Annotated in this window: 16 protein-coding genes and 1 pseudogene; 9 read left to right on the forward strand and 8 right to left on the reverse strand. The window is 54.0% G+C overall.

Going from position 1 to position 26135, the window contains the following annotated elements:
* Positions 1-271: 271 nt before the first annotated feature.
* Positions 272-790 carry a transcriptional regulator NrdR gene (gene nrdR, locus ABJK56_RS08985; RefSeq protein WP_347244331.1) on the forward strand — a complete coding sequence of 173 codons (519 nt, stop codon included), beginning with the start codon at positions 272-274 and terminating at the stop codon, positions 788-790.
* A gap of 48 nt (positions 791-838) precedes the next feature.
* On the opposite strand, the gene ABJK56_RS08990 is transcribed toward nrdR, so the two are convergent.
* Entirely contained in the window at positions 839-3271 is a 2433-nt protein-coding gene (locus tag ABJK56_RS08990; protein ID WP_347244332.1) for an MMPL family transporter, read from the reverse strand.
* Positions 3272-3619: 348 nt separating this feature from the next.
* On the reverse strand, positions 3620-4030 hold the full coding sequence (locus tag ABJK56_RS08995) for a hemerythrin family protein (protein ID WP_347244333.1): 411 nt from the start codon (positions 4028-4030) through the stop codon (positions 3620-3622).
* Between the two features lie 403 nt (positions 4031-4433).
* On the opposite strand from ABJK56_RS08995, the gene ABJK56_RS09000 reads away from it, so the two are divergent.
* Entirely contained in the window at positions 4434-6017 is a 1584-nt protein-coding gene (locus tag ABJK56_RS09000) for a hypothetical protein (RefSeq protein WP_347244334.1), read from the forward strand.
* Positions 6018-6113: 96 nt separating this feature from the next.
* Here ABJK56_RS09000 and ABJK56_RS09005 read toward each other — a convergent pair whose 3' ends face one another.
* The gene (locus ABJK56_RS09005; protein WP_347244335.1) at positions 6114-6494 is read right to left on the reverse strand and encodes a response regulator; all 381 of its coding nucleotides are present in this window, start codon (positions 6492-6494) and stop codon (positions 6114-6116) included.
* Between the two features lie 606 nt (positions 6495-7100).
* Between ABJK56_RS09005 and ABJK56_RS09010 the strand changes: the two genes are divergently transcribed.
* Both ABJK56_RS09010 and ABJK56_RS09015 read left to right on the forward strand, forming a co-directional pair.
* A complete protein-coding gene (locus ABJK56_RS09010) occupies positions 7101-7394 on the forward strand; it encodes a hypothetical protein (RefSeq protein ID WP_347244336.1) in 294 nt (97 codons plus the stop codon).
* A 2-nt stretch (positions 7395-7396) separates the two neighbouring features.
* Positions 7397-8026 (forward strand): hypothetical protein, encoded by a 630-nt coding sequence (locus ABJK56_RS09015; RefSeq protein WP_347244337.1) that lies wholly within the window; start codon positions 7397-7399, stop codon positions 8024-8026.
* 100 nt (positions 8027-8126) lie between these two features.
* Here the strand turns inward: ABJK56_RS09015 and ABJK56_RS09020 are convergent, their stop codons facing one another.
* Together ABJK56_RS09020 and ABJK56_RS09025 are read right to left on the reverse strand one after the other, a co-directional pair.
* Positions 8127-9731 (reverse strand): hypothetical protein, encoded by a 1605-nt coding sequence (locus ABJK56_RS09020; RefSeq protein ID WP_347244338.1) that lies wholly within the window; start codon positions 9729-9731, stop codon positions 8127-8129.
* A 124-nt stretch (positions 9732-9855) separates the two neighbouring features.
* Positions 9856-11277 (reverse strand): sulfatase, encoded by a 1422-nt coding sequence (locus ABJK56_RS09025; protein WP_347244339.1) that lies wholly within the window; start codon positions 11275-11277, stop codon positions 9856-9858.
* Positions 11278-12179: 902 nt separating this feature from the next.
* On the opposite strand from ABJK56_RS09025, the gene ABJK56_RS09030 reads away from it, so the two are divergent.
* From ABJK56_RS09030 to ABJK56_RS09050, 5 genes are all read left to right on the forward strand, one after another.
* Positions 12180-17411, forward strand: coding sequence for an AAA domain-containing protein (locus tag ABJK56_RS09030; protein ID WP_347244340.1), 5232 nt, complete (start codon positions 12180-12182; stop codon positions 17409-17411).
* Positions 17412-17680: 269 nt separating this feature from the next.
* Positions 17681-18751, forward strand: a complete 1071-nt coding sequence (locus ABJK56_RS09035) for a hypothetical protein (protein WP_347244341.1) — start codon at positions 17681-17683, stop codon at positions 18749-18751.
* Between the two features lie 556 nt (positions 18752-19307).
* Positions 19308-21095: a carbon-nitrogen hydrolase family protein gene (locus tag ABJK56_RS09040; RefSeq protein WP_347244342.1), complete on the forward strand. Its 1788-nt coding sequence runs from the start codon at positions 19308-19310 to the stop codon at positions 21093-21095.
* A 57-nt stretch (positions 21096-21152) separates the two neighbouring features.
* Positions 21153-23909 carry a DUF4038 domain-containing protein gene (locus ABJK56_RS09045; protein ID WP_347244343.1) on the forward strand — a complete coding sequence of 919 codons (2757 nt, stop codon included), beginning with the start codon at positions 21153-21155 and terminating at the stop codon, positions 23907-23909.
* Between the two features lie 66 nt (positions 23910-23975).
* The gene (locus ABJK56_RS09050) at positions 23976-24314 is read left to right on the forward strand and encodes a putative collagen-binding domain-containing protein (RefSeq protein ID WP_347244345.1); all 339 of its coding nucleotides are present in this window, start codon (positions 23976-23978) and stop codon (positions 24312-24314) included.
* 14 nt (positions 24315-24328) lie between these two features.
* Here the strand turns inward: ABJK56_RS09050 and ABJK56_RS09055 are convergent, their stop codons facing one another.
* The 3 genes and pseudogenes from ABJK56_RS09055 to ABJK56_RS09065 all read right to left on the reverse strand — a co-directional run.
* Positions 24329-25348 carry a nucleotide-binding domain containing protein gene (locus tag ABJK56_RS09055; protein ID WP_347244346.1) on the reverse strand — a complete coding sequence of 340 codons (1020 nt, stop codon included), beginning with the start codon at positions 25346-25348 and terminating at the stop codon, positions 24329-24331.
* A pseudogene (locus ABJK56_RS09060) lies at positions 25342-25755 on the reverse strand (four-carbon acid sugar kinase family protein); the annotation flags it as partial. The gene ABJK56_RS09055 and the pseudogene ABJK56_RS09060, both read right to left, overlap by 7 nt.
* Before the next feature lie 69 nt (positions 25756-25824).
* Positions 25825-26135: hypothetical protein (locus ABJK56_RS09065; RefSeq protein WP_347244344.1), on the reverse strand; the 311-nt coding region annotated here is incomplete at its 5' end.

The raw sequence follows: 26135 nt of genomic DNA on the forward strand, positions 1-26135 counted from the left end.
ACCTAGCTCAGGTTGGATTTTCCCCTCCCGTCAACTCCTTTGTGCATTTGGCCAGTGGATGCCAACCCTGTAATGTGTCATCTTCGGGCTACGTAACCCTGTGCGTAGTTCCGTCTCGCGAAGGTAACTTGGCACCGACCCTCTTTGCGGAGGGTCGGTGTTTTTTTGCCACACACACCTCTTCTGTGCATCTCACGACCAATCCGAAAAACGGTATACTGACGGAGATAGGGAGTTCTTTCACCTACAAACGCCTGAGAGGTCTTTGCCCATGAAGTGCCCGTATTGTCATCAAGACGACGATCGAGTCACGGACAGTCGGGTAGCGGAAAACGGGGCTGCCATTCGCCGGCGACGCCAATGCAATCGGTGCGGCCGACGCTTCACTACATACGAGCGCGTCGAAAAGCGACGTCTCAAGGTCATCAAAAAAGATGGATCGCGGGTCCCCTACGACCGGAACAAGCTTAAAGCGGGCCTCGAGAAGGCCTGCTGGAAACGTCCGATCAGCGACGAGCAGCTCGAGGCTGTCGTATCAGCCATTGAAGAGGATATTGAACGCAATTTCGACACCGAAGTGGAAAGCCGGTACATCGGCGAACTTGCGATGCAGTATCTTCGTCAGCTCGACCAAGTCGCTTATGTCCGCTTTGCCAGCGTTTACCGGCAATTTGAAGATGCGAAGGACTTCGTGGAAGAAGTCCGGCCGATGCTTACCGAGTCCGGCTCATCTTCCTTTCTGACAACCCAGCCCAAGTCAGATATTCCCCGTCTTTCCCCAAACCAGTAGTGTTGGCCAATTGTAGGAAAAGTCGGTGACGCCACGCCGCTTCTTTCCTCAGCGGCGAGACTCTACGGGAATCTCCGCCTGAAGATGCGGTGCAAGATGGACTTCTCGCGTCCCGGGGCTTGCTTTGGGGGTTTTCATCCCGGGCCACCTGGGCAAATAGCGATCCAAAAGCACAATGATGCACGGGACCAGAATGGTGCGGATAACGAATGTATCAAGCAGTACTCCCAACGCTAATGCGAACCCCAGCTGATGCATCGTCCGCAACGAACCACTGATCATGGCGATGAATGTTCCTGCCATGATGATGCCGCAACTGGTGATGATCCCCCCAGTTTTTCGCAGAGCTGATTTCAGACCTTCAGCAAACCCATACTTGGCCTGCTCTTCTAGCACACGGGTGACAAGGTAGATGTTGTAATCCTCGCCCACAGCCACAAGGATGACAAACAGAAACGTGGGCAATTTCCAGTCCAGACCGTGGTAGGTAGCCCCGCGAACCCACGAAAACACCAGTTCAGTGATACCCAGAGTTACATAATAGCCCCATATCACCGACAGCACGAGTAAAACCGAAAGCACTGGCCGCCGCAAAATCAAAATCAGGACAAACAGCACAGCGAGCGGAACTAACCGCTGAATAAGCTGCTGATCGCTAAGGGTCACCGCTCGAAGGTCTCGAATACCCGGTGTTGTTCCGATGAAATAGAAATGTGCGCCATTCCACTGGGGATGAGAACTCGCCCATTCATTGAGATACTTTTCCAGTGTATCCAGCAAATAGATGCTCTCCACCGAGAATGGATCATAGGGAAAAATCACATCCAGGCGAGTAACCCTACCTCGGTATGGTTCCTGCTGGGCGACATACATGGCCTTGGCCCGAGCCCGCACCACGCCGCTCACGAACGTACTGCCGGTGGTACCTTCTCCCAGTGGATCAACCAGACTCCGCACACTCTGAATGGGCTTGAATCGCGTGCCATCAGAAGCCGTATATTCCATCGAATAAATCGCTTGGGTGAGTTCTCGCAGCAAGCGGAAGCGGTCCGACCCCTCCAAGAAATCAGCCGTCGGGTGAAAAGCCAGGATCGTGACGGGTCCTGTCTCACCTGCTGGAAAGTACTCGCGGAGGAGCGCTGTCCCCTGAACACACCGCCGATCGGGCCCTAACTCACTGAGCAAATCGTAAGTTAGGTCAATAGAGCGGGCATTCCAAACGAAAGGCGCCATCACGAGTAAAGATGCCGCCAGAATTAAGACCGGACGGTGCAACACGCGCTCCCCGAGAAAATTCCACAAACCTTGAAATCGGGCCCCCACGATAGAGCGCCGCCCTAGCCGAATGTCGTCCGATTCCTCTCCCGAATCCAGATCGACTCGGAAAGGCCAAAACACTTTTTTGCCCAGCACACAGAGAATGGCCGGCGCCAAACTCAGGCACGCCACCAGAGCCACCACAAGGGCCACAGCAATCGCTGGCCCGCCATTTCGGAATTTTCCAAAGTCGGAAAAAATCATCATCCCGAGCCCCAAGATCGTCGTCCAAGCACTTGCGAGAAGAGCCGCACTCACAGCGTCGAGGGCCCTGGCTGCTGCATCGATAATACCCGCCCCTTTGGAAAGCTCCTCCTTGTACCGGGCAATCAGGAATAGGCAGTAATCTGTACCGCTGCCAAAAAGGACCACCACCACAAAAATTTTTGTCGTCTTGAACACCGCGAACTCAAACCAGCCTGTTTTCAGGCTGATCCCGGCCAAGATCGCAAGAGCGTCAAAGGCTGTAAATACCGCCACCGCCAGCGCGATGAGTGGCACTGCCGCTAGAAGAGGCGCCCGGTACACGACAAGCAAGATGATGATGATCAACCCAATGGTGGCCCATTCGGTATTGCGAATACTTTCTTCGGCCGCGATGAGCATCTCTGTCCCCACGGCTCCGGAACCTGTCACACCGATTTTCAGACCTGCCGGCTTGTCGGGTGACTGGGCCAGCTCGTCGAGTTTTCTGTAAATCTCCGCGAGGGGCTTCATATTCTCAACGGCCATGATTTCCCCACGCATTTGCAGAATGACGAGCGCGGCCTGGCCGTGGTCTGTGACGGGACTCTTTAATTTTTTGCCCACAACCTGGGCAGTCGGCCCAACCACATTGACAATGGGAGTCTGCTCTCCCTCTCTTGGCTGGAACGTTTCTACAATGCGTTCCGAGAAGGCGAGATCCTCGGCAGTAAGAGGGCCGTTCCGGCGTGCTAAAACGACGACGACCTCACTTTGAGATTCCGATTTTCCGAATGCTGCTGCGCGAAGCTTCTCACCCTGGACGCTCGCCGCCCGATCGGGAAGGTACGCGAAATCCCCATCACGAGCCACGTCATCCCACACCGGAGCAGAAAAGTGAAGGATGAGAAATACCGCTCCCCAGCCGATGAAGACCAGCGGCCAATACCGGGTGACAAACTGGCTGACATAGCGAAACACGGATCCATCTCCCCTCGAGCAGGACCGCGCTGAAGCTCCTCTCCCGTCTAGAACCTTTTTTTATCGTACCAAATCCACAGCTAACTCCAATAGTTTTCCATCGGCGCAAACTGCCCGAAAAGTGATTTCCCACCTGAAAACAGGTAAGATTTAAACCCCTGGTAATGTGTAACAAGGCGGAAGGATCAGTTGGTCGACGGTAGCGCTGAGCGCTTAGGCTTTTGGGGAGATTTGCCGTGAAAAGAAAACAAGGCAGGCGAGCCCGATTCGCTGCCTACCACGTTGGGAGGATTATGGATAAATGGTGCGCGAAACCTTAGCGTTGAATCGCTCTTCCAGGCGGTGCCATCACGTGGCTACCGGCTCATTGACCACCACCGCCAGTTTGGTGTCGATTTGCTTAATATGTTGAACCACCCAATCCCCCAGTTCCTTTTGGACTTCGAGAATCAGGCTGGGCGTGGACCCTTCCGTTTCGAAGCGTTTTTTGAAACTCTGGAACTTCCGCAGAAATTGCTGGTGGGCTAACTTGTTGGTTACGGCAAAGGGGCATTTTCGGCGCTCCATCTCTGCCTCCTCGTCAGAGAAATGTTTGGTCACGTATTCCCCAAGAAACCCGATGAGGTTGACCAGTTCCTCCTGACCTTTGCGTACTTTCATCGCTGCCAGCAACCCGTTCAACTTTTGAATGAGTTCCTGATGCTGAGCATCGATTCGTGGAACGCCGGTAGTCATCGACTTGTCCCAAACGTAAGCCATGTGTCGTGCCTCCTGAAAAAACTTTGTGACGGTGGTCCATTCAATCTTTCGAAACAATTATAGCTTATTACAAGCTCGCAGACTTCCTAGATTGCCCAAAACTGCTCTATTTACGCGCGCCGCTAACAAAGTGGGACCTGCCGTAGGATCGTGCTCGCAATGAACCTAAAACCAGTTGGCCGCCCGAAGCGCAATCAAAGCAAATTGCACACATTCAGCAGAATACGCATGTTTTCTATAACACGGATCTTTCCGGGTATGTCCCCAAATGGTGGGCGCTTCGCCAATAAGATCCAGAACTCCTTGTCCCTTTGCGCGGACAATCAATCGTGTCTTGAGTGAGAACCCCCGTGTTTGCTAAGATTTCACCGCAAAATCGGAGTTACTGCGCGTGGCATCAAGGATGAACCGCTTGCAACGCCTCTGCTTTCTCGTGACGCTCCTGAGTTGCGCTGGGCTGGGCGGCTGCGCATCCCTCCCGTTTCAGCCCGGTCTAGCGCCACGTTCCAAATATTTGCAAAGCAATCCTAGTTTCTCTGCTTCGCGTGGCGCGGAACAGGATTCCCGACGAAGCCAGCCCACTGGGGCCACGCACGGGTCCACTGAGGAGACCAACGGACCGTCAGAAAAAGATAACGCCGCATCGTCGCAGCCTACCGCCACGAAAAACAGTACGGAGTCGGCACAAAATGCCCAACAGGGCGCGGCGGCCATCCCCGCAGTGGAGGGAGCTCGGCCGAGCGCCGTCTCAATTAACCTGCTTGTGGAAGAGCTCGAGGCCGAGGGGCTGCTGACTCCCGAGAACAAAGCCCAGCTTGTCGAGGATCTTTGTCGGACGCCGCCGGATCTCTGGCCGGCCGTGGTCGACTTCTTCCGTGCCAGTGTGGAGCTCCGCCGCAAGCGAGGCCTGACCACTGTCAAACAAGTTGAAATTCCCTCTGGAAATTCACCCCTTACGCCAGTTGCCGATAGCACCTTGCCTTCGGTGGCGACACAAGCTCTGGGGTCGGAATTGCGTCCGACCGTTTCCAGCGTCCAGAGCGTCGCTTTGACATTGAGCGACCGCCCTGGCCCCCCCGAGGAAGGCCGCGCCTTTCCAACCAGTCCCACCACCCTTCCGCCGCAGCCCCGACAGCCCGAAGCCATTCTTACCACGGCGGCATTTGCAAACTCGCTCGATCGGGCCACGCAGAGTAACCCGACGCCCAAGCAACCGGTCGGTGAAGCCACCGTAAGTGATGTTTCCGCTCGGGGAGCGGACTCCATCACGGCCCCCTTCAGGGCATCTGACGAGACTTGGGAGTCATACCTTCGACAAGCGGTGAACAGTCTTGAGCACAGCACGCACCGGGATGAGTCTGCCGAAATCCGGCTACGGCTTCTGGAACTGGCCCTTGGAAACCGAGAAAACGCCTTGCAGCCGATTCCCGAAACGAGTCCCGCGCTTCAGGAGTTCTGGTCCGAAACGCTTTTCGCTCTGGGGCTCCTCCAGGATTCGCACCTCAATCCTGACCCCAAGCTGCGGCTGGCCGAAGCGCGGCGACATTTGCAAAACGGTATACGGCGCTTGGGAGAAGAGTGTCCGTTGGAAGTAACGGGGCTGGCCTTCGTGACCTCTGTGCAAAGCTGGGGAGTGTACGAAGCTTTTGACAAGTACGAATTCACTTGCGGTCAAAAAGTTTTACTTTACGCCGAGGTGGAAAACCTTAGTGCGGAATCCACTCCTAAGGGTTATCGCACGTCGTGGCGAAGCAGCTACCAAATTCTCGACAGCACTGGCAAAGAAGTTGCTCGTTACGAATATGCTCCGAACGAAGAGTATTGCCGTCGTCCACGACGGGACTTCTTTATTGGCTGCGAGCTTTCGTTCCCCAAAGATGTAGCGGCGGGCCGCTATGTCCTGCGACTGACCGTGGTCGACCTGATATCCAATCGGGTTGGTCAGGGAACGATCGAGTTCACACTTCGCGCTCAACCAGTCAAGTGACAAACTGACTTTCGCCAGCAGGGACCAAGATCTTCCTGGATTCTCGGTACGTGTGGCGTGGCCGGTTTTCGGGTTCGCCCGATGGCCATCGCTCGTTCAGACGGCAACCGCTGCCTCGCCGACGCAGTTCGAGACGGTTTCTAAAAGCTGTTCGGGCAGGAATGGCTTGGCAATGAAATCTTGGGCCCCTTTTCGAATGGCCTCTGAAATCAGTTTCGTCTGGTTGAGGGCACTCACCACGACGATTTTGGCCTGAGGATCGGCCGCAAGAATTCCCTCCAAAGCGTAAATGCCATCGGTTCCCGGCATCACGATGTCCAGAGTGACCACATCCGGCCGGCACTCAATGTACTTGGCTACCGCCTCGGCGCCATTGCCGGCTTCGGCAACAACCTCCCATCCCGCTTGGGAAAGGATCTCGGCGATCATTCGTCGGATGAGGACTGAATCATCTGCAATAAGGACCCGCTTGGCCATCTTTGTTCTCCTTCTCTGTTCGCCATTTACCTACGTCCAGGATCCGAGATCCAATGGCTTTCGTTTATGGTTACGGTCGACCGATTCCAGTGTGTTCAGAAGCCTTCCGTGTTTATCAAGCGGCAAACTGTCAGGCTTCGTAAAATGCTCTTCTCGAGCTGCTGCATGACATTTGCCGCAAAGTTTCTGAGTGCTGTCGAGCACAAATCGTTCTTTCCTTTTGAAGTGTAGCTCATAGCTTCGCCCGCAACCCTAGAGCGCGTGCCGCCGCTCGGGGAAATTCGCCCCGTTGACGCAAGCCCCTCGCTTATTCGGATTTTGCGCCAGAAGCGTATTGCCCCAGCTTTCCCGTACGTTCAATTTGTCCGCCACGAAGCTTACGTGCCGAGCGATTCAAATATCCGTCAGAATCGACTCCGACTGGCATCCGTCGGGGAGGATAATCGCCACCTGCATTCTCGCCGATGATGTATCAGGGCACTCCATGTTGGGTGTTGCACTTGTGGCTGTTTAGCCCAGATTCACCAAACGTGCGTTGCGACGGTTTTGGAGCGAGACCTTGGTGACTGTCCGCGAGAAGAGAAGTCTGGCGAGGGTCGGCAGGCCATGGAATTGAACCGGTACCATTATTATATGCTGGGATTGTTCCTGCTCTTTTTTGGGCTGGAATTGCGGATGATCGACTCCGTGGTGCTCACGCCAGAGGCGACGAAATTCCTGGCTGAACGAACGGGCCATCCTGTGGCCACTGCCAGCGATGCTGTTGCCGCCGTCACAGGTTTGCAAACCAACCTTCCTCCCAAAACCGTGCGACCGCCCGAGTGGCTTGGCTATGCGATGCTTTCTGCCGGTTCAGTTCTTGTGCTTTACAGCCTCGCGCTGCCCAAGCCCGGTGGCTGAATATGAGGTGGCGATCAGCGGTCATGTCACTTGCTCGCTTCGGACGTGGTGCCGTATTGACTAACCGCCCGCCGGCAAATCGGGAAAAAAGACCGCCATCTGCGTCCGACCGAACGCCTTTATCTGCAACAGTCATCCGCACAATCGATCGACGGTCCTTTTGGCGAATTTTGGGACAGTGGTTGGCTGCCCTTGGAATCCTCACGGCTACATCCAAAGGCCGGGGAGAGAGTTCACCTACCAAAAGTGCGGACAAGGGCAACTGGTCGGGAGATTCCTTCAATTCACCAATCCCGTCGACTGATTTCGAGTCGAAGTCCGATTCGAGTGCAGCAGGCGCAAACGTTTCCCAGCCAAGACTTCGCGAGGGCACAGCACTTGAGGCGATCACGGGCACGCTCCGGCCCGCGGGTGAGCGTTACGTGTTCTTCTCCGAGGACGGCAAGCATCGACTCGTCGTACTGGAGAATCTCGCCCTCGAACGGCTTCTACGGGTTCAGAGCGCTTATGCCGGGAATGTGTTTTGGAAAGTTTGGGGAACAGTCACTGAGTTCCGCGGCCAAAATTTTCTTTTCTTGAAACGCTCGCTCTTCGATCGTGTGGAAGTTGAATCTCAAACTCACCCCCGTTAATGCCCGGTTGTGACGATGTTTTGCTGCCCGTTCATGCGCCGGTTAGGGCGCGTTGTCAATGGCCGATCCAACAAACGTACCTGGGATCGATCAGACTCGCTCATTGCTGCTCAGAGAGCCCCATGGCATGCTTCTTCTGGTAGTCCGCCCAACTTCCATACCACGGCAATGGTGTGAAGGGGCGGGCAAAAATATGTCGCAATGGCCCTAGTCCCCACACCTTGCGCTGAAGTTCTTCCTGAGCTGCAAAGAAATGTTCGGCTGCCGCGATACGTTCCGCGCTCCACTCATTTTCCCTCATCACCTCTTGATGATCCTTCATGAGTTTGCACTTGTATCGCCACTGAACGACTCGCCAATTTCCTGGCCTGTCCACCGGTAGCATTTTTTCCAGATCTTTTTCGGCTGCCGCAGCGTCCACTTCGAACGGACGCCCCCAAAGTTTTAGCCAGGCGACCCATTCTGCGGTATTCGCGTCCGTGGCGCAAAGACAACGGACAGCATACGCCCGTAACACTTCGTCTGTGGAGGAGTACCGACCACTTGCCAAACCAGCAAGAATCGCCTTGTTGACGTCGTCAAAGACACCCTCCGAGTAAGCCATCACGCCGTGGCAGCCGTGCCGAGCCAGGTCGTGAACTGTTTTTTCTAATCGGGTTGGGGCAATCACAGGACCGAGGTGGCCGTAGACATCCCGGGGAGCTGCCTGGTCGGCGTAACCAATATGAACGAATGCTGAGCGTGCACAGCCTTGAGGCAGAGGGAGGGAAGCCACATCGGTCTGCCCATATGGAATATGAAGGTACATTTGGCTCACCCAGCCGGGATAATGCTCATCGCACCACGTGGCGAATAACTGATGTTCTTCCGGCTGCCACCACCAGCCGATTATCTCCATCGCGAGCTTTGGATGATACTTTCGGCCAATCTCATAGATCTCGCGGCATAATTTCGCAAATGTCAGAATCCACGGTCGGCACCTATCACAGGCACATCCACCGAAATCGTAGGGAGCCGCAACGAGTGCAGAAACACGCACACCGCTTGCCGCCAGGTCGGCAAAAAGGTTTTCATAGTTCCGGAGAATAGCTGCCCTTGCCTCTGGAATGGAAGGACACAGGAGTTGTCCGAAAATTTTATCGTTCGTCGTGGCCAACCAATCTGCACGGCATTGGTCCACATAGACGTGATTCGGTGTGATGACCAGGTCGCATGCCAATCCCAACCTTTGCGCGCTCAAGAAGTGAGCCTTTTTCCGGGCCCACAAGACATGGCCCAGTTGATACACTCTTTTTCCGGAAAACGGGTCGGCACAATCCTCCATGTCAAACCAGTCGGCATAGCGATTGAACCCCCAAAAAAGTGCCTCCTGAAGTATTTCCTGCATCTCGTTTTCACCCATTACCTCATAACTGTTGCCGAAATGCCCGGGAGCATAGAGCGTGCGCACAGCGAACACAGGTGGCGCTTTCTCCACGTCACCTGCTCGTGCCGCATCATCCACTCGGATGACCGCCACGAAGACGGTTAAAAACGCCACAAGAGCTGCCACAGTGCGGACGTTCAACCCTGTGCGAATCATATGTTTGTACCCGTGAATTTCACTGCAACACACATTGGGCCGTACGGTAGGACCGCGAAAAGTGTGCGCTAAATCAAGACAGTCCCAACCCGCGTCAGCAACCACTGGAAGTTCCTCTTGCATTTTCCGGTTATACTCGCCAAAAGTTATCTTGTCGCCGCTTTTTTGGCTGTATAGATGCGGGAGGTTCACTTTGGTTCTCAGCAGGCAAACGCTGGCATTTGCAACGACACTCACAAAAACTTTGTCAATTGGCCGGTTTCGGAACGGCATTCCCTCGCTGGCGAACAGTACGGTCCCGAGAAGCTCGCGGACTTTCAAAAATCGGTGGCACATTGTGGTTGTTCCATTCGATATACCGCTGCTGCAGTTCTTCACAAATCTCGGGGTATTGCGCTTTAACATCCGTCGTTTCTGAGATATCCTGCCGCAGGTTAAATAGTTGGAGTTCCTGATTTTGCCCGGCCTTCACCAGTTTCCAATCATCCCGGCGAACGGCCCAACTGGTTCCGCCGCCCTGGCGCCAGAAAAGTGCTTCATGCGGTGCCCCTTTGTGCTGATCCAAAAAGTACGGTAATAGATTCACCCCATCAATCTCGCGATCAGACGGCAAGGTAGCCCCAGCCGCTTCTGCCAGCGTCACTGGAATGTCCAGCGAAATCACCGGTTCGTTGTACGTGTATCCGGCTGGCAGGACGCCAGTCCACCGCACGACGAACGGTACTCGTATTCCCCCTTCATATACCGAGCCTTTACCACCTCTCAGCGGCGCGTTGCTGGCATGTGTGACATCCACTGGCTCGCCATTGTCGCTCAAAAAGAAGATGAGCGTTCTTTTGTCGAGCCCCAACTCTGCGAGGGCGTCGCACAGACGGCCCACACCATCGTCGAGAGCAGCGATCATCGCGCCATACACACGCCGTCGAGCATCCTGAATATGTTTGACCCGTTCTAGATAGCGATCGGGTGCCTGAAGCGGTGCGTGAGGAGCATTGTAGGCCAGATATAAGAAGAAAGGTTTATCTCGATGGCGTCGGACAAACGCCACAGCCTCGTCGGATAAAACATCCGTCAAATAACCATCGAACTTTTCCGGTGTCGTGTTTCGCTGGAGGGGTATACGGTATTCCCGTGATTCGCCGGGTTCTCCCACATCAAAATAGTCGTGTCCGCCACCGATTAAACCGAAATACTCCTGAAAACCACGCTTGAGAGGATGGAAGTGCGGTGCCGCCCCCAAATGCCATTTTCCCACCGCTCCTGTCACATAACCCGCTTCCGACAAAATATTCGCCACGGTGATCTCGCGTGTCGGAAGCCCGGCAAAGGTATCTTTTGGATCGTACCGGGGGTTATTCTCGTGTCCATACTTCTGCTGGTAACGTCCGGTCATCAGTCCCGCACGGGTGGGACTGCAGAACGAATGGGAGACATATCCCTGAGTACAGCAAATTCCCTGATGAGCAAGCTTATCCAGATTCGGCGTAGGAATATCCTGACAGCCCTGAAATCCCACATCAGCATAGCCTAGATCGTCCGCCAAAATCACGATGAAATTCGGTTTCGACAACTGGTCAGTTTCTGCTGCCCGAACGTTTAAAACTGTCGCAAACAAGACGTGCGCCCCGCCAATCATGATCACGGCACATCGGAGGAGAGTCACGGCCATTGCATAACCTCCCCTGAATTGAGACGAAAGCTAGGCAGCTGATTGAATCAATCCACATTCGTATGTCTTCACAGCCTGTTATGAAAGGAACAGGCTTAACTGTCAATCGGACGGTCTAAAAGTTTTTTATGGCAATTTTATCGAGCCTCGGGTTCCCGTAAGCCAACAGTTAGCCCTGGGCTCCGGACAATCCACATCAATGCATGCCCTACGACACAAGATTTGGCCCGCTGGCCTCGCAACGGTGTCTGGGTGTTCAAAGCCGGCTGCTTCTCTTAGAGCTGATGCGCTAGGCCGCATTCCGTTCGATTGATTTACCGATCGCCAGTTACTCGATTGCATTTCAACCCCAATTGTGCAACTCGTGGGTTCACAACCACCTTAATCGCGGAACGGATGGCCACGGAGAGCTGCTCCCAATGTTAACATCACAGGACCTAAAGCGTAGAAAATACCGAACGATCATCTAGCGCATTTTGAGAAAGATGATGCGACCGCGGACTTACGCGTGTGAGAATTGTTTTTGTCGTTTTTATCCTGTTGCGACGGGAAGAGTTATCTGGTCAGCGTTCGAACACAAACTGTGCAACGTATCGCTTATGCGATCTCGGTTATTGATGCAATTTGGGGCAGTAATGTATTGGTAGAGGTGGCATCCTGACGTCCTGCCGGCATAGATGTTCCAATCTCTCTGTCGGGTCCCGCGGGACAGGTTATTGGAGCCATTTTTCCACAGGCGTCACGGTACAGTTCGCCTAATTAACCCATTCAGCCCGGCCTTGTTGTTTGAACGTTAGGCCCTGTTTAATTAATAGGTTATTGAGTGCAACTGTGCTTAAGACACCAGGAAATCGACGGGCTTTCCAGCTACCGAGAATACTTCCTAGAAAGGGGACATGCCAATGAGGACCCACGCTCTTCGGGAGAGAACATCGGCACTTCTGAAGTTTTTGTGGGACTACTCCGGACTCCGACGACGGAGCGGCACCACATATACGAAGGATGATCGTATCCTGTGGTGGGCAGATTTGGATGCGGAACTCAAACGCGGTGCCGAGGGAATTGATTCCCCTTTGCTTCGTGAAAACAACGGGAGCGAAACGGATGCTGAGCTCTGGCTGGAAATGCAAAAGCTGAGGGAACCGGCAATGCCGGAACCCCCAGCCGCACTGAAGCGCTGGATCGCGGACTATCCGAATTCGCTACGTTATCCGCCCGGAACCGAGCCCACGCTTCTTTCAGAAATCCCTTCCACAGGGACTGCCCTGGCCCCCTCGTTTACTCATGATGGGGAACGGGGCCCAGACGACTCGATAGCGTACGAGCGACTCGAGGACCACCCGGAGGTTCAAAAGGCGTTCACCAATTATCTGGAGAAATGGCGTTCCTGGCGTGCCGCCTACTCTTTGTGGTATGGAAGCCAGCGACTGTATTCCCAACTCGATTTGATGCGACGTCTCTCCGGTACGAGCGACGAGACATCCGAACTGGTCATGGCGTTCGGATTGCTGGAAGGAGTCATCGACGGCCAATTTTACTGCCGCCACCTGTTTGTGGCGCCTGCGGATATCGTTCTCGAACCCATCAGAGGAAAACTCGTGGTGAGGCCTTCCTGGGACTTTACCCAATTCAAGCTCGATCTCACGTTTCTGCCCTCCCATCTTCGGCCGGACTTTACCCAGACTCCTTTGCAAGACAAACTGCAGGAGCTCGATTGTGATCTCACCCGATTGACGCTCATCGAAGAGTTGCTGAATCTGGTGGGCAACCACCTCTCTCCTGAAATCGTGATCGATCCAGCAGCGATTTCGCCTCGCGGTGAAAAACGGGCCTCCTTAAGTCTTCGTTTTGCCCCAGCCCTTGCCCTTCGGCGTCGTGTTTTCACAGGGTACGAAGAGACGGTCCATCAGCTGATTAAGGGATTCGAGGAAGGGCGATTCTGCGAAACTCGTCCGTGGCAAATGCTGCTGTTAGAAGGGAGAGCCGCGCCCTGGGAGGAAGCCGACTTGATCTCTGAATCTGAAAGCAATCGCAAAACCTCCAAGACATCGTCTGGCTCCATCATTCCAGAAGAGGAGCTTTATTTCCCGTTACCGTCTAACGACCAGCAACGTCGGATTGCTCAACGGCTTTCGGAACAGCCGTGCGTCTTGGTGAAAGGTCCTCCCGGAACAGGTAAGAGCCAAACGATCGCGAATCTCATTTGTCATCTCCTCGCCCAGGGCCATCGCCTGTTGATCACGGCCCAGTCGGCGAAGGCACTGACAGTGCTTCGTGAGATGCTACCAGAGGACATCAGGGACCTCTGCGTCATTGCGCTGGGAAACTCGCGGAGTGAGCTGAAACTCATGGAGGACTCCGTCCAGCGGATTGTCCGCCGCGCCGAACAGTGGGATGAGCTTTTTCAAACCGCGGAAATCGAAAGACTTTCTCGGGAGCTTCGGAAGTGCCGTAATGAAATAGCACGGCTGGAAAAGGAACTTTGTGACGTTCGAGAGGCCGAAACTCGAGTGGACCGTGCATTGCCCGGAGGATATACCGGGACGGCGGCGCAAATCGCGCAAAAGGTCAGAAGACGTGCCGCCAAGTATCGATGGCTGCCGAAAGAGGGCCCCAGGGCTCATTTTCCGCTATCTGACGATGACCTGGAGTTCTTTGCGGATTGGCATGCGCAGTTAACCCCTGATCGAAAGCAAAGCCTGGCCTGGACCAAAACCGGGTTTGAGCTTCCCGGCACCGAAGAGATTGCAACCTTGTTTCACGAATATTCCGCGTTTCAAGCCCAAATTCAGGAACCCGGCGCGGTCCTCGATGCGAGCATTTTCAGCCGCCTCAAACATCTCCCTGATGATACCATTGAACAACTTTGGGCCAGCCTGACCCAACTGTGTCGAACAATTCGAGAAGCTTCGAGCACACTTGGGGAAGCTCTTCAGTTAGTGATCCAGGAATTTGCTGGGGGGAAACACCCCAGCTGGCTGCCGCTTATTCGGTATTGGTCGGATGCCCTCAAACGGCTGTCAGAACACAGCGCATTTTTGCAGACGACCAGAGTTACCTATCCAGACGATATGGAATTAAGGGAAATTCTCGCGGCCGCCAAGCGAAGAGCCGAACACTTTCGGCGGGGCGGTAAACGCCGCTGGTTGCTGTTCTTCACACCGCGCGTCGTCAAAGAGACGAACTTTGTCGAACAGCTTTGTCGTGTCAATGGTGTCGCACCGGAAAGTTTGAGCGAGCTTGACGACCTGATCAAGTATCTGGAATTCAAAGAGTTGGTGCTCTCCGCCTTCGCGATGTGGCCGGGCAAAATTGACTTTCCGGCCGGCGATGTGTTGGCGGCCACGGTGCAGCTTCGGCAATGGCAGGTCCAACTGGTGGCCCTCTTTCGGGCTTTCGAAACTGCACGTTCTACCTTATCGATGCTCCCCGTTCAGGACTGGCAAACACTTTTCCTGGATGACTCCCTACAGAGGTGGGAGCAAGCCATTACAAGGGAACGGGCACACCGAGGTCTAGCCCGCACCCAACGTCGGATTGAGGAACTCGCTTCGCGATTGCGGTCCCAACATCAGGAGTCCGGAGATCCGGCCGTGGGTAAGTGTTGTCGAGCACTCGAGAACATGGACCTTGAGCTCTGGCAGTCGGGTCGCGACGAGTACTCCAGACGAAAGGCGCTAATTGCATCTCACGAACGGTACCTTGCTCTGCGCGAGCGTATCGAAAATGCATACCCAGCACTGAAGAACTGGCTAATTGAAACAGAAGGCCAAGCTTCAGCCCGCAAAGTGATCAAGCGTCTTGCGAATGCGTGGACCTGGTCGGAGGCCCGAGCGTGGCTTCGCAAGGTCACCCAGCCCGGTCGGTATCAGGAGCTGAAACTCTTTTTAGAAGAGCTCCGAAAACAGGAACGCGAGATCATCAAGCAACTTGCGAGCCTCAAGGCATGGCAAGCATTCATGCTGCGGCTCGACGACCGCACACGTCAGAACCTTCAGGCCTGGGTCAAGACGATTCAGCGAATCGGGAAGGGAACCGGCAAACGCGCACCGAGATTGCGGCGCGAAGCGCGTCGCTACCTGTTTGAGTGTCTTCCGAAAATCCCCGTATGGATCATGCCGGTCCACAGAGTGTGGGAAACTGCCAGTGTTGAACCGGGGATCTTTGACACGATTATCGTGGACGAGGCATCCCAAGCCGGTCTCGATTCACTCCTCCTTCTCCTGCTGGGCAAACGACTCGTTGTGGTGGGCGATGACCAGCAGAATAGCCCGGGAAAGCAATTTATCGAACAGGAACGCATCAATGGGCTTATCGATCGATATCTGAAGGGCGTACTCGATTTTGCAGAAAACTATCAGCCCGACTTCAGTCTTTACGATCATGCCCTTCGAGCCTTCGGCCTCCCCATCACTTTGCGCGAGCATTTTCGATGTGTTCCCCAAATCATACGTTTCAGCAATGATCTCTGCTACACTGAGGAGCCCCTCATTCCCCTTCGACAGGCCCCGCCGCAGTCGCTTCCACCACTGCAGGCCTTTTTTGTGCCCAGTGGCCAAACAGAGGGTGAAAGTCCGAACATCATCAACCGCGCCGAAGCCGAGGCTATCGTCGAAAAAATTCAGCAGTGTCTGCGGGATCCCGCGTACAAGGGTAAGACAATCGGCGTGATCACGCTCCAGGGACAGGCTCAGATGGAGCTGATCCAACGGCTTCTCAGCGAGCGCATCGAACCGCAGGAACTGGAAGACCGGAAACTCACGTGCGGGACGTCCCCCACCTTTCAGGGAGACCAACGGGACGTCATTTTCCTTTCCCTCGTAGTGGCACCAAACCAGCATTTTCGCGCCCTGACGACAGATGACGAAAAACGCCGATTTAACGTGGCGATGAGCCGTGCACGCGATCAGGTCTGGTTGTTCCATAGCGTTCGACTGGAAGATTTGTCACCGGAAGACATTCGCTACAAGCTCTGCAAATTCTTTTACTCGCCAGAGCAGGCACTGTCCGACGGGGTGCTCGCACAGCGCGAGTCTCTAGAAACGGTTTTCAAGCATGGCCGCAACCGGAAAACCATTCGGCCGCCAGCGCCGTTTGAAAGTTGGTTCGAAGCGGAAGTGGCCCTCGCGCTTCTCCGTCTGGGATACCGAATCCGCCCGCAATGGGCTGTGGCGGGATACCGGATCGACCTCGTTGTGGAAGGTGAACAGAAACGTCTGGGAATTGAGTGTGATGGTGACTCGTGGCACGGTCGTGAACAGTTTCTCCGAGACCTGCACCGCCAGTTGCAGTTAGAACGTGTAGGCTGGACGATCGTGAGGGTTCGGCAATCAGAGTTCTACGCCAACCGCAAACGTTGCCTGGAATATATTTTGGACAAATGCCGCGAACTCAATATTCGACCGTGGACTGAGAGTGAGGCGGAAACGCCACACGAAAACAAACGGGGTCATGACGACTCTGAGCTGTGCGACGGTGATGCAGATTCTGAATCCGAAACTCGCAACGGTCCCTACGAACAACCTGGCGTACGAAAATCATTGCCACGAAACGGTGCAACACAAAACTGGGGAGTGAGTAACGGTGGCCAGTCAGTGGACCGAGTTGAGCCAGCTCTAGAAGAATCAATTCCATTGCCAAGCCCATCCAGCCGGGTGACGTTGCACCCGGCCGAGGCAAGTAAGTCTTCCGTAGAGCAGGCGACTATGCTGCAGGAGGTTCCACACGCAGATATCGACGGAGACGACCCACCTACGATTCGCTACCACTCGGACTTGCATCACGCCAACGAAAGTTCTAATTCATCTTCTGTAAACGAAATTATTAGTAACCTGATGGCTTCTTCAAACGCGGCATTGGCTGATTTGCTCCATAGGTACTTTCCCGATGACGACAAAATATGGAAGAAGCTCGCTGCCTGGGCGAAGGAGAAAGGATTATTTACTCCCGTGGCACGCAAGTTTCTCTACAAAGTTGGAGAATCCTGTTCGCCCACGGGAGGTTGGGAACTAACCCCAAAGCAGAAGACATGGGCGTGCCATCTTTTTGCAGACGCTATTAAACAGGGGTATCTCAAAGAAGTGGGGGTTGAGTGGCTGATCGCCAAAATAGGCAGACTGAACGGTTTGCAGTAGGATATACGATACGCCAAAAAAACCGATAGCCCGTTCCTTTCATCTCATTTGCATTTCCTGAACGAGGGTCAGTTGGCTATAATCGCCAGACTCGGTTTTATTGGTGACGTGCTGGAGAACACCTACGCGGGTATCGTGAAACAGTATTCAGCAAGGTGTCTTCTACGGTGGGTAAATTAGCTTTGTAGACTTGGATGAGCCTCATATCAGCCTTAAGGGGTACTGTGTAAGACGTTGTCCGACTCGCGTGAGAAATTCGCAATCCTTCAATGGAAACCACAGCTCCCTGGGAACACGGAAGTGAATTTGCTTGGGTTCCACCGCTGGGTAATTCCTATCCCAAGGCGGCACTTCCCGCGAATGCAGTGCTGTATGGAAACGGCCGCCAGGCCCTCGCGGCCACCCTCCTGGAAGGCAAAAAACGCAGAGGTTGGCGCCGCTGTTACGTGCCCAGCTATATTTGCCAAAGCGTGGTGGATGCGGTTCATGCCGCCGATTTGGAGTGTGTCCCCTACCCTGACCTACCAGTAGCTCAGCCAGACTTGGATTGCAACGGCCTTCGACCTTCTGACTGCGTGCTGATTGTTAATCATTTCGGTTGGCGTTCCTCGCAATTTTCTCAGCTTATTCGAACTACACCTGCAGGGATAATCGAAGACCACACGCATGACCCATGGAGCGCATGGGCAAGCAACTCGGTGGCTGACTTTTGCATTGTTTCGCTCCGCAAAATATTGCCGCTGCCAGACGGGGGCGCAGTCTGGTCCCCAGCGGGATACTCCATCGACCCACCTTCGGTTGAAGAACCTGATCACCAGCGGGCGGCCCTTCAGAAACTGGTGGGGATGCTTATAAAAGATCAATATCTTCAGGGGATAAACACGGAGAAAAATTTGTTTCGTTGTTTTCAAACTGAGGGAGAAAGCCTTTTCACACCGCTGCCCCTTTCCTCGCCATTAAAAATCACCCCTTATCTTTTGGAGCGCTTCCCCTGGGATCAATGGCGGAACAAAAGGGCAGCAAATGTTGAATATCTGGCCACGCGATTGCGGGAAATAAAACACATTGATATTCTCAATCCGTCACCCACGACTGAAACTTGCTCATTCGGCGTGGTCATTCGATGTCCTACCGAGTCAGTGCGTGACCGGTTGCGTCAATACCTTATTGAGCGAAATATTTATCCAGCGGTCCTCTGGCCGAAGCACCCCCACATGATGAGCGATCCACGAGCGACGGAATTTTCAAAACGTATTCTTTTCTTTCACGCAGACTTCCGGTATTCAGAAGCTGATTTAGATCGGGTGGTGCAAGCAGTACATGAGTTCTTTAGGTGTTGACGGTCCCAAAAAATGGACGTGACGGCCCGTCGTCTCTCACTCGTTCCAGTTCCTTATCTTTGTGGAAAATATTTAGAGTACCTGTGAACAACGTACTGTTTTGAAGACTGCTGGCATTGTGGGTTGTGGAATGCGTTTTTGAGCCACAACAGTAGAAATGTATTGTCATCTGTATAGTCTATCGTTCTGTTGACCCGTTAGCGCGCACCATGAGCGCCTTAGTCACTGCCTGGTGGCTGCGCCCGCTGGAACAACACATGACGATGAAGATAAATGGTGACAGTCGTGGGCACCGCCAACGTCCGCTGCTAATCACCCTTTCGCCGGGCCATCGTTCCGGCCCGTCTGATTGACTATCTCGCTCCGCTTCTACTCTTTATCAAAGACGGCAACCGCCAGAGTATAATGGCACTGCATAGAGATTGTGCAGACGTTCCATTAATTCTTCACTTGCAATCGGCGTTAAAGCGATGTCCAAATGAGAGCCACACTGCACCATGAAAGCTCGCCGAATGGGAAATCTCGCACTCGTTGTCACCAGACTGGGATTACACTTATGGCCGCTCGACTTCGGCGTTCTTCGATAATTGCCGCCGTTCTCCTAGCATTGATAGCCGGGAGTTCTTTTTTCCCTGTGTGGGCAGGCGAACAGAACACACTGCGACTGGCGGTCGTCCAAATGGCCATCGCACCGGAGTTGCAGACCAATTGCGAACGGATGTGGCAGTGGGTGGGGAAGGCCGCGGCTCAGCAAGCTCGCGTGGTCGTTTTCCCAGAAGGTGCTCTCTGGGCAGAACCAAAAGACTCGGACAAGCTAGCGCACGCCCTTCAAACGCTTCGAATAATTGCTGCTGAAAAGAATGTCTATTTGGTCTTTGGCGAATCCCGGCCCGGTTCGAAATCAGGTGAGTTTATCCAATCCGCCAGGGTCGTGGATCCAGAGGGGAACGACATCTTCCATTACGTGAAACATCATGATGTGCCCTCCTTACCTCTTCCCGGAACCTTCTTGATCGACGGTGTGCCGGTCGGGGCGATCATTTGTGCCGATCGATGGCTCCGAACGGTGGAAGAACTACCCATCCAGATGGGTGCACAAATCAGTATCGAACTATCGGCGAATTTTGCGGCGGAATGGGTGCCTCAATTGCAATGGTATTGGTACGTGTCCAGGGCATTGCGAAACAACGTCTGGGTCATTTTCGCCAATAGCGCGAAGAATGCTCACTGCGACGGCCACGGGCACAGCGCAGTTATCGCCCCTGATGGCAGAGTGGTTGCTTCCATCCCAGATAACCAGGAAACGATGCTCGTCTGTGACATTGATCCCAGTTTGGCGTCCAGGGGCGAGGCCCTCGCGCGGAGTACCCATCCGGCACTCCACGAGTTTTGGACGGTGGGGCTCCGGATGTATGATGGCCAAGTACCCCACTCCTCGCCGCAGTTTTATCCTGTTGCCACAAAGGAAATCACCTTGGCCGCAACGACTGTGGCCGACAATTTGGATGACATCGAGGAGGTTGTGCAGAAGGCCAGCCGAGAAAGAGCCGATTTGTTGGTCTTTCCTGCCAGAAGCTGCGCCCCAAACGAATTACGCGACATTCAAAGTCTCGCAAAGCGCTATCACATTGCGCTTGCAGTGGGGATAAAACCACAAGCCGAACATATGCCAAATCGCGCGGTCGTGATCGGATCAGACGGGACACTGGTGACAGAGTACGGTCAGTTGTCTGCCCAGCCCCCGTTGGAACCTGGCCGCAGTACACAAGGGATGTTGTTTTCGGTCAAGGGAGTCCCGGCATTACTTCTGGTGGAACAAGACATCCTCTGGACAGAGCTCATTGAACTGGCAGCCGTTCGTGGTGTTCGAATACTTATTCATCTCGGGCGAAGCGAGGGGACAACCCCGGAGACCCGCCAGCAACAGCTCCAGATTTGGGCAACCGCGGCATCATTTGGTATGTTTTCCGCAATGGCGGATGTCAATCAGGCCGCCTTATGGGAAGATCTTAATCCCCGTGCAGAAAGACGGGCTGTTATCGAAGATCGCGCGCCACCCATCTCATTTCCTGTCGAAATATATTCACCCTTTAGTGCGAATTTGATAAAATTCACAAGCCATAAGGATGTGATTGTGGCCAAACGAAAACTACCCAGTGGTTACAATCATTTTTCAGGATCGCGTGGGCCGGTATCCAATGTTAAAAGCTTGGTTACAGTGGGGTTCGCAACAGGTGTTTCCAATACTCGGGCCGTGAAGGGAGTATTGGTCTTTTCCCAGCGCGGCGCCTGCGACGACTTCTCAACGGACGATGACAGGCAAAATAGTATCAAAAAACTTTGATGCAAGAGCGCTCTCGACGTCCAAGTCAAAGTTCGTTTTGCAGACTGGGGTCACACCATGAGTCGATCACTAACTTTGCGAGAGCGTGCTGGTGAATGCGCTTTGGAAATCGACCATCGGGAAGACAATCGCGGTTGGTCCACATCGGTTAGTCTATCGCTGTGTCTTGTGCTGGGATTTTTCGCCAGACTCGCCCATGGGATTGGGCCTTTCGACGGGAGAGACTTCCATGGGACGATCGCTTATAGCTGTGACGGCAATTTCAACGACCCTGATGACTGGGCGGCTTCACCTGTAGCCCTTGCCATTGTGGCTTCGGCAGGATTGCAAGACAAACTGGTTCATTTCCACTATAATTCCATCCTTTCAGCCAATCTTAGCGAATGGGAGCAAGAACACGAAAAGAGTGTCTTAGGGGCCGCCAAGCTCTTCCGATTTGATCGAACACGCTTTTTCAACTGTCAGAAACAACGCCAGGAGGCAGTTGAACATTTAACCCAGGTCATCAATGCGGCCAGCCCTGAGTCGCCACTTTACCTAATTGTCGCAGGCCCAGTCGATGTGCCACTGGCGGCACTTCGGGCTGCGCAGCCGGAAAAGCGGTCTTTTGTGTATTGCATTTCGCACAGTCGCTGGAATGACGGTTTTGCGCGAGATTTTCAGTTCACTGCCACCAAACGAGATGTTATTGAGCTTGGTGTTCGATGGGTGCAGATCCCAGATCAAAATGCACGCCTCAGCACGACTCCCTATCGCCGCGTGGCTGTGTCTTCAAACAAACTAGCGTCGCCTTGGGCAGGCGCCTCCGCCGATGAATTCAAGGCTTATTTTTGGACGCAAGAGGCGGGGAATCAGGCTCTGTGTTTTCTCTGGGAACGAATGCTTGCTTCGACGCGCCCCGATCCTTCTGATGCTGGCATGATGTATTTCCTTTTGACGGGTGATACCGAAGCCACGCCAGAGAAACTTCGGCGTCTCCTCGCACTTGGGCAGCGACCCAAGCCAATTTTGGAACGGGACGTTGTACGCTTGGAAGCGGAGAATTTTTATGAGGTGTCAGGCTATCACCTGGAGCCATCTTCCGACCGCAAGACATCTCACCGACTTTTTGCCGCTCCAAATAAGGCTGCGCGTCAAGGAAGTCTGGCAACCATTTTTGATGAACCCTATACGGCAGAGAGGGCCATTTACGATGTCGCGGTAGCCTATTCGTCTCAAAGCGATACTGCCAGCGTGTTGCGGCTTAAAGTGGGGGCCGACCAGAGCATGACACGAGAAATTTCAGGGAAAAGCGCCGAGTGGCAGACCCATGTTTTTCCGGCCGTCACGGTGGGCCGAGGCGATAAGATCACCCTTTCATTGGATTCACCGGAAGGCCGTCTGCCGCGAATTGACTATCTTGAGCTTCGCCGTCGAGCTTCAGGAGATCCGTCATACGCTGAAGCCGCGCGGCTCGTGGCCACACGCAACACCTCCGTTGAATCCGCCGAAAGCTCTCAGCAATCACAACGATTCGTCCCTGTGCCGGGAGCGCCGCTGGATAATCCCGCAGCCTTGCCGGGTCAGGTTATTGTCGCGGGCGGACGTCCCGGGTACCTGAAAGTCAACGGCGGTCGTCCTCTTTTCCTTTGTGGCCCGGATAATCCCGAAGATTTCCTCTTCCTAGGAAAACTGCTTCCTGACGGAACGCGCGATGGGCCACAAATGGAGATCATCGATTTTCTCGGAAAGTCTGGCATTAGCGCCGTTCATTTCATGATGTTTCGGATGCGCCGTTGCAACATCAAAGATGAAGGAGACGACACCCATTGCCCGTTTGTAAACCACGATCCTTCCCAACCGCTCAACGAAAAGGTTCTCGACCAATGGGAATTTTGGATTAAGGAGCTCGAAAAGCGGGGTATCGTCGTTCACTTGGAGTTTTATAACGATGCGACAGATGTTGAGCGAATGGGCTGGACACTCGATAGTCAGGGAAACCTACATCCCGACGAAAAACGCTTCATCGAAGGCATCGTGAAGCGATTCAAGCACTTGAAAAACATCATCTGGGGGTTGGAAGAAAGCTCTAACAAGCTTCCCCGAAGCCGCGTTATTCACTTCCGTAAAATGGCTGAGCTGATCCGCCAGGTGGACGAGTACCAGCACCCCATCGTGCAGAGCTTTGTGACTCCGGAAACTGCCGAAAAAGACATGCATCCCGATGGGGTCACGAGTGCCGACTATCGCGACAATCCGGTCATTGATATCGTCACGTGGCTCCATATTCCCCCCTTCGGCAAAGACTTTGACGCCCAACACCGGGCCTATCTCAACTATGCTTGGCGTGATCGAGGTGTTTTCATTGCCATGAGAAACGAGACGGAGTATCACAACATCGACCGCCGCACCGCGCGGATTCACAATTGGGCATGTGCTTTGGCGGGAATGCATGCTTTGGAGGCCCAGCTCAACGCCGCACGCATGGACCGTCGCGACCGAATCCTGGACGCTGGCAAGCTCGTGCTGTTCATGGAGCAGACTGATTGGTTCCGGATGAAACCTGCGGACGACCTGGCAGCGCAACAGACAAAATGGGTTCTAGCCAATCCTGGGTCATCGTACATTCTCTATTCGTACGACTGCACAAAGGCGCTGGCATTGAAAGAATTGCCACAGGGTCAGTACCGCGTTCTCTGGTTCGACACGATCGATGGCAAATTCCGAAACGATCGTTTTGAGCAGGACCAGAATGGCCCGGCAGCATGGAATAAACCAGCAGATTTCAGCAGCGAGGTCGCCATCTATTTACAAAGGGTTTGCGATGCCAGGTGATGGCATCGTCATCGGCTCATTGAGTAGATGTCATCCTAGAACAGACAAGTCAGCACGAGGTCACGGATCCCAGACGAGTCGATTTTGGTGAATGACCCTGGTCGAGGCGATGAGCATCTTCAGGCCACCCGAGATAGTCGCGGTCGATACTTGATGGTTTACTCTCCAATGGGAAAACCCATCACGGTTCGGACATCATGTTCGAAAGGTGAGGTGTTTCGGGGATGGTGGTTCGATCCCCGCATGGGCGAGGCAAGGCCGCTCGGAGATGGTTTTCGGGACGACCTCCTGACGTTCCAGCCCCCTAGTCAAGGAGAGGATTGCGACTGGGTTCTGGTGCTCGATTCGGCAGCAGAAAAATTTCCAGCGCCGGGCACGGAACGATATGAAGAAGGCCGAAATTAACCTTGCGGAGTTTATTACGGATTCATCAAGTTCGTACGCTTGTCAACCCGCTGGGCGTCATCGGTCCCGGCTAAACTTTTGACCAACCGAGCAAGGGCATCTGGGCCGCCTACGTTGCCCGGGAAGATCATGTACTTAAGGCCGGGATAAAGAGAGTTCTCGTCCAACTCCCAAACGGGAACGCCAGGCAGGGCCTGTCCCCGAACGATGGCCCGTTTCACTCCAAGACCTCTCGGGGCGACTTCACTCGACGTAATCCCGCCCTTGACCGCAAGAAACCGGGGACGTATTCCCAATTCACGAACAATCTGGGCCAAGGCCCATGCGATGCTCCTTCCCAGGGCAAGACCTTGCTGCGTACCGGCCTCGCCCACATACTGACGACTTGTGAAAAGGACAACATTACGTCCATTAATCAGTCGGTTTCGCACCTGGTTAGTCAGTTTTGTGACATATTTGTCAGGTGAATCACCATTCACGAATTGCGTGACAGAAAACTCTGCAGGCTCAACTTCGCCCTGCGAAAAGAGATGTTCTAATTGACGCGTACTCCCCGGCACGTAGGAACCACAAACGATCAGACCTCCGGTGGGTGAATTCAGATCGCAGAGGTGCCTCGGTGACAACAGGGACTTTGCTTCGAGGCCGAGTCGAACAGCAACGAAGGCGGCCGCCGAACGAAACAAAAATCGCTTTCCCTCAGCCTCGGCGTCAAGCACCGCCAGTGTGAAGACTTCCAAATCCCGGTAGTGAGCGGCGTTAACAATACAGAAAGGGCCTTTGGGCAAGTTGCGGATCATCTCCAGAACATGAGCAGATCCACCACAACGGATGTCTTCCAGCGAAATGCTCCGGATACTGTCTCCGAGGATGGTGTCCTGACTCTTCTCAACGATCCATTCTCTCTGATTCGATGCCGTGTACCCGAAAAAAGGGTCCCGTGCGAACGGAGTCGCTGCCACAGGCACAAGGTCGTCTCCTTGCACCAGATAGTGGATTTTGTCAATCGTAAGACGCCCCCCTCCCCAAAGAATGGGACAAGGAACACAACATCGGGCGTGCCCAGAATCTTGGCCAGAGTATTGATTTCGACTGGAAAATGACCCCGTAGCGTGGAATTACTGCGGCTGATCACACACAGCTCCGGTGTTCTGTTGCGACCGGCCTGGACTTTGACGGCCGCCAGAAGATTCGTGGCCAACTTGCGGTGCAATTCTTGGGTTTCTGCCGGGCTTAAGCTTCGAGAATTGGTAAGAATATAAAAGCCCGGCCCGGGATTGTGAATCTCCTGCCGCAGAGTATCCGCCGACCACTCTGTGATCACGGGGGTATCATAGACCGTTTGAGTCCCTGTTGGGTCGTCATCCAAAACAACAGCCACGTTTCTCCGGTGAGACAACCTTTCTCGAATCTGGCCCATCAGGGATTCTCTGCCAGGCATCGTAATGGTAATGGCTGAAGTAACCCGCCCCGATACAAACACCTTTGAGCCGTCGGTGCTCCACAGTCATCAGCGAGATTCTCCTTGAGCATTGCGTGGCTGATCTGGTGTCTTTACTCCACCATTCTCTGAGCCATTAGAAATGCTTTTTGTCTGATTCCTTGCACCTTGCTTCTGGCTGGAGACGTAAGTTTGAAATCCGATCAAGCCTATGGCCAGCGAAAGTAGAATCGCCATCACAGTTACGAGTCGTCCCCATAGCCTATCTGTTGAAACTGTGGAAACCAGATGCAGTGTCGGATTCATAAACATCCAGCATAAGATGGCGACCGCATTGAGACCTGCCCGCCATGAAAAAGAAAAGACCGGCCTGCCCGGTT

Origin of the sequence: Thermogutta sp., from assembly GCF_039793925.1 — a bacterium.
GTDB lineage: Bacteria > Planctomycetota > Planctomycetia > Pirellulales > Thermoguttaceae > Thermogutta.

Coding starts and splice junctions, on each gene's coding strand:
- nrdR (WP_347244331.1), top strand. CDS start 272: ATGAAGTGCCCGTATTGTCATCAAGACGACGATCGAGTCACGGACAGT.
- ABJK56_RS08995 (WP_347244333.1), bottom strand. CDS start 4,030: ATGGCTTACGTTTGGGACAAGTCGATGACTACCGGCGTTCCACGAATC.
- ABJK56_RS09000 (WP_347244334.1), top strand. CDS start 4,434: ATGAACCGCTTGCAACGCCTCTGCTTTCTCGTGACGCTCCTGAGTTGC.
- ABJK56_RS09005 (WP_347244335.1), bottom strand. CDS start 6,494: ATGGCCAAGCGGGTCCTTATTGCAGATGATTCAGTCCTCATCCGACGA.
- ABJK56_RS09010 (WP_347244336.1), top strand. CDS start 7,101: ATGGAATTGAACCGGTACCATTATTATATGCTGGGATTGTTCCTGCTC.
- ABJK56_RS09015 (WP_347244337.1), top strand. CDS start 7,397: ATGAGGTGGCGATCAGCGGTCATGTCACTTGCTCGCTTCGGACGTGGT.
- ABJK56_RS09020 (WP_347244338.1), bottom strand. CDS start 9,731: ATGCAAGAGGAACTTCCAGTGGTTGCTGACGCGGGTTGGGACTGTCTT.
- ABJK56_RS09025 (WP_347244339.1), bottom strand. CDS start 11,277: ATGGCCGTGACTCTCCTCCGATGTGCCGTGATCATGATTGGCGGGGCG.
- ABJK56_RS09030 (WP_347244340.1), top strand. CDS start 12,180: ATGAGGACCCACGCTCTTCGGGAGAGAACATCGGCACTTCTGAAGTTT.
- ABJK56_RS09035 (WP_347244341.1), top strand. CDS start 17,681: ATGGAAACCACAGCTCCCTGGGAACACGGAAGTGAATTTGCTTGGGTT.
- ABJK56_RS09040 (WP_347244342.1), top strand. CDS start 19,308: ATGGCCGCTCGACTTCGGCGTTCTTCGATAATTGCCGCCGTTCTCCTA.
- ABJK56_RS09045 (WP_347244343.1), top strand. CDS start 21,153: ATGAGTCGATCACTAACTTTGCGAGAGCGTGCTGGTGAATGCGCTTTG.